We start from the raw sequence: 10,508 nt of genomic DNA on the forward strand, positions 1-10,508 counted from the left end.
TTAAAATGTTCAATTTCGTAATTGTAGCCAATGGTTTTGTAATTAAAATCGATAGTTTTTTCTTCACCATTTGCTTCAATTATACTAATTGTAGTTGGACAATGAAATTGTGTATTAATTTTAATAGTGCCTTTTTCGCAATAAAAAATGGCTTCGGTTGGCGTGTCTTCTATAAAAGAGCTTTCTAAAAAAGCCTTAATATTTTGGTTGTAATTAAACTCAATTTCACAAGTAGAATCCACACCAGTTTCTGTAATTGTCGCTTTGGCTTCAATTGTATTTGGATTTCCTAGAGTAGACAATGCCGTAAAAATAGGATAGATTCCTATATCTAACAAACTACCACCACCTAGCGATTTCTCCCATACTCGAGAGGTTTTACTATGGTTAGATTTAAAACCAAAATCGGCTTCTAATTTTAGAATATTTCCGTAAGTTTTGTCTTCCAGTCTTTTTAAAACAAATTGATAATGTGGTAAAAAGTAAGTCCAAAGCGCTTCCATTAGGAGTACCTTTTTTTCTTTAGCTTTTGCTATCATAGCATCAACTTCTTTGGTATTCATTGCAAAAGGTTTTTCGCATAAAACAGCAATGTCATTTTCTAAACATAAAAGCGTATTTTCTTTATGAAAAACATGAGGTGTAGCTATGTATACAGCATCAATATTAGGATCTTCTGCTAAATCTTCATAACACCCATAAGCGTTACTAGCATTGTATTGTTGAGCAAATTCGTTTGCTTTTGCTGAAGAGCGCGAAGCTACCGCATAAAGGTTAGCGTTTTCAACAGTTAATAAATCTTTTGCAAATTTATGGGCAATGTTACCCAAACCAATAATACCCCAATTAATGGTTTTATTAGGCGCTGATTCTGTCATTATTTTTTTGTGAAAATTGAATTAATATTGCAATTAAAATAACTAAAATACAACCAAAAAGATTAAGCCATAAGTAAGGCATCCAATCAAACCACCAGCCAATAATAACTATAATTTGAGTAATTAGTGCAGCTGCGAAAACAGCATTAGCTTTAATAAATTTAAAGAAAAATGCTAAAAGAAAAATACCTAATACATTACCATAAAATATAGAGCCAATAATGTTAACCAATTGTATTAAATTTTCAGCAAGATTAGCAAAACAAGCAATAATTATAGCCATGATTCCCCAGAGTAGAGTAAACATTTTTGTGGCTTTAACCATGTGTTTTTCGTCTTTTTTCTCTTTAAGATTTCGTCCATATAAATCGATAGAGGTAATAGTAGCAAGTGCATTTATCTCTGATGCTGTTGAGGACATTGCAGCAGAAAGTATAACCGCCAATAATAAACCAATTAAACCTTTTGGTAGATATTTAAGAATAAAAGTAATAAACATATAATCCCTATCGTTGGTTTGGGTATCTTTTGCAGATTCTTTATACCAAGTGTTCAATTCTTCTTTTTTCTCTTTGTAAGCATCACTGTTTTTATTGTTTTCTAAGGCTAATAATTCGGTGTTTAGTTTATCATATTTACTGGCATAAGCGGTATCAATGGCACGTTTTATTAAATATTTTGATTCTAATCGATGTGTTTTTTCAATACTATCTAAAACGAATAAATCTTGTCGTAATTTATCATCATCATTTTTGGAAAGCTGAATACTTAAAGCTTTCTTTTCATTAAAAAGGTTGTTTTGTTTTCCTTGAAGATTTTGATATTGTTGTGAGTACTCCGATGCCAAAACTTTTTTAGTTGAAGCATCAATAAAATTTAGTGGAGCAGGATTAAATTGATAAAACACAAATACCATAACACCAACCAATAAAATAAAGAACTGCATAGGTACTTTTAGCAGACCATTAAAAATCATTCCCATTTGCATTTCTTTCATCGATTTCCCTGAAAGATACCGTTGTACTTGACTTTGATCAGTTCCAAAATAGGCAAGAGCAAGAAATGTTCCACCTATTAATCCAGACCAAACCGTGTATCTGTTTTCTAAATCAAACGAAAAATCTAAAACTTCCATTCGTCCGCTTGCCCCAGCAATATCTAAAGCTTTAGTAAACGAAACGTCATCTGGGATTAAATTTAAAATAATAAACAATGCAGCTAGCATGCCAGCAAAAATGACAAACATTTGTTGTTTTTGGGTAACTGTTACTGCTTTTGTACCACCAGATACAGTATATATTATAACAAGAACTCCAATAGCTATATTAAGGTAAGTAATGTTCCAACCTAAAACAACCGATAAAATTATGGCAGGAGCAAAAATGGTAATTCCTGCTGCTAAACCTCGTTGAATTAAAAACAAAATGGCTGTAAGACTTCTGGTTTTTAAATCGAATCTGTTTTCTAAAAATTCGTAGGCTGTATATACTTTTAGGCGATGATATAAAGGAATAAAAACTAAACATATAATAACCATGGCTATAGGCAAACCAAAGTAAAACTGTACAAACCCCATACCATCTGAAAACGCTTGACCAGTTGTTGATAAAAACGTAATAGCACTAGCTTGTGTTGCCATAACCGACAAGCCAATGGTCCACCATTTTGTAGTGTTACCGCCTTTTATGTAATCTTGTGCGCTTTTTCTACCTCTGGTTTTCCATGTGCCATAGCCCACTATAGTAAGAAGAGTAACTATTAAGACAACCCAATCTATCCAATTTAATGTTTGCATGTTAAAAAGCTTTCATGATTAGGTAAAATGCTAAAATATAAATGGCATTAGCAATTAAAACAATAGAATAGAGTTTAAGCCAAGGTTGTTTTTCTGGTTTGTCTTCGGTCATATTTAATCGTTTAGTTTAGCTTCTAATTTTAAATCTTCTTTTCCTATGGAAAGCATATTAGCGAATAATCGGTACGCACCAGAAACGCCTTCTGGGAATTCTCTAAAAAAGCTAAGTCCGGTATATATGTAATGTCCTTTGCCGTATTTGGCAACTAATAAGCTGCCGTTTTTCGGTGTTTCTCCTTTATCGTTCATTGATAAAATAGGCGTGAAGTCGTCAGACCATTCACTAGGAAAATATAAACCACGTTCTTGTGTCCAGCCTTCAAAATCTTTTTGGGTAATTTTATTTGGGTAGTTAAGAATAGGATGCTCAGGGCTTAAAAACCGAACTTCGGCATGTTCGTTTGTCACCCTGTCTCTTGATAATTTTAAATCGTAAGGTGCTAAATTGTCAACTTTAATTCCGCGACTGGTGTTATATTGTACAATCATGTTGCCACCATTTTTAACAAAATCAAACAATTGTTTTTGTTTAAATTGCAAATCATCAAGTATATTATAAGCTCTAATACCTACTACTATCGCATCAAATCTACTAAGCATTTCAGCATTAATATCTTCTGGTTTTATGGTTAACACGTTATAACCAATTTGCTGCAAACTCTCTGGAACCACATCGCCAGCACCTTGAATATAACCAATATTTTCGCCTTTCTTTTTAATGTTTAGGCGTACAATTTTACTTTCGCTTGGTAATAAAACGGTTTGAAACGGAATGTGATCATAGTCAATTTCAATAAGTTCTTTGGTATATAAATTTTCATTAATCGTAACGATTGGACCGATGTAGCCTTCGCTTTCATTTTTAGGTGGAATAACGGTAAAAACAAGACTTTGTTCTTCTCCTTTGTGTTTTATATTGACTTTTTGATTTTTCGGATAAACACTCCAATCGTTTGGATGACAAACTTCAGCAAAACCTTCAAGATTATCTCGTCCTGCTTTTACGATAACAGTAATATCGCGTTGTTTGTCGCTATCTAAAATGATGACTTTCTCTGTAATTTTAGCCGATGCTTCAGGAATCACTTCAAAAGGTTTATACAATTCGCCTTTTTCTGGTTTTGAATAACGATGAATTATTGGTTTTGTGATAGTTAAAGGAACATTGTTAATCATAAGATTAAAATCAATATTATAAAGTCGAGGTGTTTCAGGTAAACCTATTAACTTAGTATTGTTAACCTTATACATACCCAAAGTTCCTTTTTCGCTTAACCAATACGGTGTTGTGGGATTTTCGTTATTACTAATTTTTACAGTTTCTTTAAAATCGTATTTAATATTGTTTTTTAGTGCTATGTTTTTTGAAATATTCAAATCATTTGCATTGTTTAAACTTACTAAGTTTATTGTGAGATTGCTGCGGTTTAAAACTTCAATATTTATATTAATTTTTTCGTTTGGAGTTGCCCAATTTGTGTCTGCTGAAACTTCTAAATATAAACCAGCACACATTTCAATAATACTTTTGAGTTCTTTAGTTTTTTGAGTTTTCCAATGTTTGCTTTCAATATTTTGTAACAGTTTGTAAGCTTCTAGTAATTGCGGTATATGTTGCGATGGATTTTTAAAGTTGAAATTGTTTTCTACTTCATATAAAATATCCCCAATGGCTTTACCTCCTTTTATACGGTTCCACGACGTGTTAATACCTGCGAAAATATTTTTGTTATCGGTTAATGGATCTCCTTTTAAAAATTCAATGTATTCTTGCTGCGTACCACGTTGTGATAAACGCCCGAAACCTTGACATAAATGCTGACTACTTGCTAATGAAGCTACCTCGTTATTTGACAAGCCTTTAAGCGGATAGTAAGTACCAATATCAAAATTTATCATATTGCTTTTATCTGCGTTTTTAAATTTTTTTTGACTTCCGTAAAACCACCAGCTAGTATTAAAAAATAAGCGTTTTGGTTGCCACAGGCTAGTCTGTTTTAGTTGATTTACGTAAGCAGATTTATCATTAGCCAAATCGAAGGCCTCCATACTTAACATAGCAGAACTTGTATGATGCCCGTGTGTTGTGCCAGAAGTTCGATGATCAAATCTATTAATAATAATGTCTGGTTTAAACTGCCTAATAGCTAAAACCACATCACTTAAAACTTCGTTTTTATCCCAAATAGCTAAGGTTTCGTCTGGATGTTTTGAGTATCCAAAATCGTTTGCTCTTGTAAAGAATTGTTCTCCACCATCAATGCGTCTTGCTGCTAGTAATTCTTGTGTGCGTATAACACCTAATAACTCTCTTATTTCTGGACCAATAAGGTTTTGTCCACCATCGCCTCTAGTTAATGATAAATACCCTGTTCTCGCTTTTATATGATTAGACATGTATGAAATTAAACGTGTGTTTTCATCGTCTGGATGTGCAGCTACATATAATACTGAACCCAAAAAATTAAGTTTTTGTATGGATTCGTAAATTATTGAAGATGAGGGCGTTTTGGGTTTTTGTGCTTGTGAAACGGAATAAAAAAATAGCGATATAAAAAAATATATGAATGGTTTTTGCATGATTATTTAGTTAGCTAAAAATCAAATATAACAAAGTATAGTAGTGGGAGGGTTGCTTTTAGTGTTTCTTTAACGTTAAATAGCGGTTAGATAATAGACGATAAGCAATAGTTAGTAATTTGTAGGTTTTTACAGATTAATATTAGTAAATGCTAATAACTAAATTAAAGCCACTTTTTTCGTTTAAAATAAACAAGCATTCCTATAAAGAGCACAATCATTACACCCCATAAAATAAAATAAGAATATTTATATTGTAGCTCTGGAATGTATTCGAAATTCATACCATAAATACCAGCAATAAATGTTAGAGGAATGAAGATTGATGCCATAATAGTAAGCACCTTCATAACTTCATTCATTTTATTGCTAATGGTGGTCATGTACATATCCATTAAACTCCAAATCATTTCTCGGTAAATATCTATGTTTTCAGAAACTTGAATTAAATGGTCGAAGATATCACGATAATATGTTTTTGTTTTTTTGAGAATTAGCGTGCCTTCGTGTTTTTCAATGCGACTTACAACTTCGCGAAGCGGAAAAATAGCGCGACGTACCTTTAATATTTCTCGTTTTAAATTTTGAATATCTTGGCTAATATCATCGTTTACTTTACCAGAAAATATAGTAGTTTCAAAATCTTCAATTTTATCTCCTAAAATTTCAATAATACTAAAATAATGGTCTACAATAGCATCAATTAAAACATACAGTAAATAATCAGAATTCATAGTACGAACCCGCCCTTTGGCTTGCCTAATTCTATCTCTTACTTCATCAAAAACATCACCATCAGATTCTTGAAAAGAAAGCACATAGTTTTTTCCTAAAATAAAGCTTACTTGTTCTGATACTATTTTGTTGTTATCATCATAATATAACATTTTTAGTACCACAAATAAATAATCCTCATATTCATCAATTTTTGGGCGTTGAGATATGTTTACAATATCTTCTAAAACTAGTGGGTGTATATCGTAGTGTTCTCCTAGGTTTTCAATTTCATTAACATGATTTAATCCATTCAAATTAATCCATGTTATAGAATCTGTGTTTTTAAACTCAAAACTTTCTTTTACAGTTAATAATTCTTTTTCTATGTATTTTTCTTTGGTGTAATCGAACGTTTCAATAAAAAGTTTTTGAGACTCTTTTTTTCCAGTGTACGTAATGCTACCAGGTATTTGCCCTAGCTTTTTATTGTGAATTTTGCCTTTTATTTTTGACATAAGAAAGGTTATTGTATAAAGATAAGTAAATATTTATACAGCATCACCATCATCTTCAATAGCATCTTTCTTTAAAAGTGTTACTGCTTTTTGAAGCATTAAATTATTGGGGTAGGTTACCAAATCGCCGTTATCTAACCGTAAATGTAATTGAAAGGCTCTAATATCTTCAATAATGGCTTTTATAGGAAAATCTTTATCGTGGATTTCTATTTTGTCTCCAACTTTATACGGAAAGTTAAAAAACATAATAATTCCAGAAGTTACATTGCTTAAAATAGACCAAATTGCAAACAAACCAATACCGATTACTGCAAATACTGAAGAGAAAACAACTGCCAAATCTTCAAAGCGAGCACCAAAAATAAAAGCTTCAATAAGTATGGCTATTGAAAATAAAGTAACTGTAACATATCTGCGAATTAGCCTTATTCGTGCATCATTTATGCCATTTTTTCTTGCAACTTTGGTTATGGTAAAATGAGTTATTGTTCTAATTAATAGAAGAGATAGAAGAACAATACCAGTAATTATTAATTGGTCACGAAGTGTTTCAGAAAACATTATTTTTTGTATTAGAATTGAATGGCTTACAAATATACATTACAAAACAATATAACTTTAATTTAATTGAAGTGTATCTCTGAGTGCTTCATCTTTATTACTATTTTTTCCCCAATAGGCAGATTTAATAGTTTTTAATTTAGTTGCTTTTGTGGTTAATGTTTTTTCATTTTTACCAAATCCGCTTTTAAAAGTTTCTTTCCAACCTAATATGTCGTGAGGAAAGTTTGTGTTAAATTCAATAACTAATATTCTGTTTAATTCAGGGTATTCTATTGAATAGGTGTTGTTTGATAAGGAGGTTTTAGCATTGTAAGCTTTTAATTTAATATGTTTTAATCGACTATATTCGAGAGATGGGATTATTTGAAAACGACCAATTGGTAAGGATTTAGGATTGATGCGTAATTGTGTCCACAATTCGTTTTCTAAAATGGCTTTATCTAATTTAAAGCTTTGATCGCCTTCACTTTCAAAATACGAATACGCTTTAATTTCAAATGCATCTTTATTGTTTAATTGCGCGTAAACATGTCCGCACCATTCTTGAATAGAACTGGTTACTTTTGTGGCATGTTGATTGTTTGAAACCGGATAAAATGTGCTTTGCATTATGGAATACGGATACAAACCTGTATTAAACTTTTTAGTAGCATTTAACTTTAAAACAGAAATGTTATTTGGGTTTTGATTATCGGCTTTTACCTGTTTGCTTGGTAAAAAATCTTCTGTAACATAAATTAAAACGGCTTGTCCTTCACGAATTTCGCCGTAACGTGCTTGCTCTAATTTGTACGAAGTAATTTCTGCTTTTCCTGCATACCAATAATCTTTAAATTCTTGAGATGGTTCTTTAGTAGTTGAATATTCATCTGCTATTTTTGTGTCTAAATTATGTGCTATATTTTGCGTAGCATTTTTTTTATTACAAGATGTTATTATCAGTACAATAACTAACCAAAGAAGAATTTTAGGTTTAATAATTTTTTTCATCTGAAAATTTTTTAAGTATAAATTTATGAGCTTAAAGCTATGTCATTTAACGTTTTATAAACAGCATGAATAGGTAACCCCATAACGTTAAAATAAGAGCCTTCAATTTTTGTAACACCTATTTTACCAATCCAATCTTGAATACCGTAAGCACCAGCTTTATCAAATGGTTTGTAGTTTTTTATATAGTAATTAATCTCATCATCAGATAGTGCTTTGAATGTGACTTTGGTAATGTTATGTATTGTCTTTTCTGAAGTTGTTGTTGTAAAACAAACCGATGTTATAACCTCGTGTGTTGTATTACTTAGTGTTTTTAAAATAGAAAAAGCTTCATCTGCATCTCTAGGCTTACCTAAGGCAGTATGATTGTGCCAAACAATGGTATCGCTTGTAATGAGTATATCGTTTGGTTTTAATTCTGCTTTAAAAGGTAAAGCTTTTAGTTGTGCTAAATAATTACAGATTTCGAAATGTGTTAATCGTGGGGGGTATTCTTCTTTTATAGGTTTTAATTTAATTTCGAAATCTAATCCTAAATTTCTAAAAAATTCTTGACGCCTAGGCGAACCCGATGCTAAAATGATATTATGATTTTTTAGTTTTTGGTTTAACATTTTATGGTTAATTATACTTATATAAAAGTAATGAAAACATCCCAAAAAGCATCACCAATTTTAAAACGTTGCTAATATGATGATACTCTTTTTTTGTCTCTGCGCTAAATGATTTGATACTTATATAAAGTAAAGGGGCAATAATAAAAACTAAAAAATAAATCACAGCAACTTGATTTTTGTATAATGAATTGATGACGTAATATGACACCGCAAAAAGCGGAAAAAGCGTTAAAATAAAAAGGATATTACCAGCGCGTTTTCGCCCTATAATAATGGGAAGCGTACGCATACCAGCTTTATAATCACCATCAATATCTTCGATATCTTTAGCAATTTCACGAATAAGATTTATGATGAAGGCAAACAACGCATAGTCTAAAATGATTTTGAAAAAGGTGAAAAGCGTTTGCCTATTTTCTGGAGTTATTACTGGTAATAATTCAAATATACCAACAACTACAATGCTTAATGCCACTAGTGCAGAAACGATAATATTACCAATTAAAAATGTTTGTTTTAAATAGGAGGCATACACATAAAGTAATGCCGAAATAATAACAAATATTGAGAAAAAAGCACTTTTACCAACAGATTGCGATAAGTAATAGCCTAAACCAACCCCAACTACATTTAAAGCTATAAAAAGATTATAAGCTGTTTTTTCTGAAATAGATTTACCAATAATTATGTTATCTGGTTTGTTTACAAAATCGGTTTCAACATCATAAATATCGTTAATAACATTACCAGCTGCTGCAATACAAATGGTGGCTAAAATTAAAATTAAAATTTGTAATGTGGTTAATCCAAAATTAACTCCAAATGGTTCTAGAAATGCATATTTTATTAATAATTGCACAAGAGCAATCATTAATAAATTTTTCCAACGGATGAGGTTTAAAACGTTCAATAATTTATATTATAAATAAGGATTAGTTCTGTTGTTAATAGAATATAAAATATACTCACGAAAGCTAACAATAATGATAAAAAGAACTAAAATAGTTAAAACTACAGCTTGAATTGATTTTCGTTTTTCTTCTTTTCTAATTTTATTTTTAATGATTTCTCTTTCTTCTTTTGTTAACTTTTTATGAGAAAAATTAAGCTTAAAATGAAAATGAGTTTTTTCGTTAAGTTTTTCTTTTAAAGTAGAAAAAGCTTTATTTGAGCTTTGATTAAATACGCTACGAACGTTTCCAAAACCAATGTAACCAAATCCTGTGCTATGTCTTCTTTTATTTCTTGCCAATATTTAATCGTATTTTGCGCTAAAATTGCCATTCCATTTACCTTGTACTTTTAAGACTTGTTCAATAACATCGCGAACAGCACCTTTGCCACCCTTTTTATGCGAAATGTATTTCGAGATATTTTTTATTTCAGGTACCGCATCTTGCGGACAACATGGTAAACCAATTAATTTCATAACGGGAAAATCTGGAATATCATCGCCCATGTATAGTACATGTTCAGATTTAATACCTCTTTTGTTAAAGTAATCGTTAAGCTGTTCAATTTTGTTGTGTGCGCCTAAATAAATATCTTTTATTCCTAAGCCTTCTAAACGTTTACGAACCCCCTCGTTTGACCCACCAGAAATTATACAAACATTAAAATTAGTATCTATAGCAGTTTTTAGTGCATAACCATCTTTAATATTCATTTTACGTAGCATCTCTCCAGTAGTAGTAATGGTTACTGTGCCATCGGTTAAAACACCATCAACATCAAAAATAAATGTGGTAATGTGTTCTAAATATTCTTTATAACTTTTTTCTTCCAT

At 30.9% G+C, this 10,508-nt stretch carries 10 protein-coding genes; all 10 read right to left on the bottom strand.

Annotated elements, in window-relative coordinates; all coding sequences use genetic code 11:
• Nucleotides 1-878: Gfo/Idh/MocA family oxidoreductase (locus AADI82_RS10530; RefSeq protein WP_341216400.1), on the bottom strand; the 878-nt coding region annotated here is incomplete at its 3' end.
• Entirely contained in the window at nucleotides 859-2,673 is a 1,815-nt protein-coding gene (locus tag AADI82_RS10535) for a sodium:solute symporter (RefSeq protein WP_341216401.1), read from the bottom strand. The genes AADI82_RS10535 and AADI82_RS10530, both read right to left, overlap by 20 nt.
• A gap of 114 nt (nucleotides 2,674-2,787) precedes the next feature.
• A complete protein-coding gene (locus AADI82_RS10540) occupies nucleotides 2,788-5,313 on the bottom strand; it encodes a PIG-L family deacetylase (protein ID WP_341216402.1) in 2,526 nt (841 codons plus the stop codon).
• Nucleotides 5,314-5,477: 164 nt separating this feature from the next.
• Nucleotides 5,478-6,545: a magnesium/cobalt transporter CorA gene (corA, locus tag AADI82_RS10545; RefSeq protein ID WP_341216403.1), complete on the bottom strand. Its 1,068-nt coding sequence runs from the start codon at nucleotides 6,543-6,545 to the stop codon at nucleotides 5,478-5,480.
• 33 nt (nucleotides 6,546-6,578) lie between these two features.
• Nucleotides 6,579-7,109 (bottom strand): mechanosensitive ion channel domain-containing protein, encoded by a 531-nt coding sequence (locus AADI82_RS10550; protein WP_341216404.1) that lies wholly within the window; start codon nucleotides 7,107-7,109, stop codon nucleotides 6,579-6,581.
• Nucleotides 7,110-7,166: 57 nt separating this feature from the next.
• Entirely contained in the window at nucleotides 7,167-8,102 is a 936-nt protein-coding gene (locus tag AADI82_RS10555; RefSeq protein ID WP_341216405.1) for a septum formation inhibitor Maf, read from the bottom strand.
• A gap of 23 nt (nucleotides 8,103-8,125) precedes the next feature.
• Complete coding sequence (locus AADI82_RS10560; RefSeq protein ID WP_341216406.1) at nucleotides 8,126-8,719, bottom strand: Maf-like protein; 594 nt, start codon at nucleotides 8,717-8,719, stop codon at nucleotides 8,126-8,128.
• A gap of 7 nt (nucleotides 8,720-8,726) precedes the next feature.
• Complete coding sequence (locus AADI82_RS10565; protein ID WP_341216407.1) at nucleotides 8,727-9,632, bottom strand: geranylgeranylglycerol-phosphate geranylgeranyltransferase; 906 nt, start codon at nucleotides 9,630-9,632, stop codon at nucleotides 8,727-8,729.
• Nucleotides 9,633-9,641: 9 nt separating this feature from the next.
• The gene (locus tag AADI82_RS10570; protein ID WP_341216408.1) at nucleotides 9,642-9,974 is read right to left on the bottom strand and encodes a hypothetical protein; all 333 of its coding nucleotides are present in this window, start codon (nucleotides 9,972-9,974) and stop codon (nucleotides 9,642-9,644) included.
• A gap of 3 nt (nucleotides 9,975-9,977) precedes the next feature.
• Nucleotides 9,978-10,508 (bottom strand): HAD hydrolase family protein (locus AADI82_RS10575; RefSeq protein ID WP_341216409.1); only part of this gene is annotated, 531 nt, incomplete at its 5' end.

Source organism: uncultured Wocania sp. (assembly GCF_964021735.1).
In the GTDB taxonomy this organism is placed as follows: Bacteria; Bacteroidota; Bacteroidia; order Flavobacteriales; family Flavobacteriaceae; genus Wocania_A.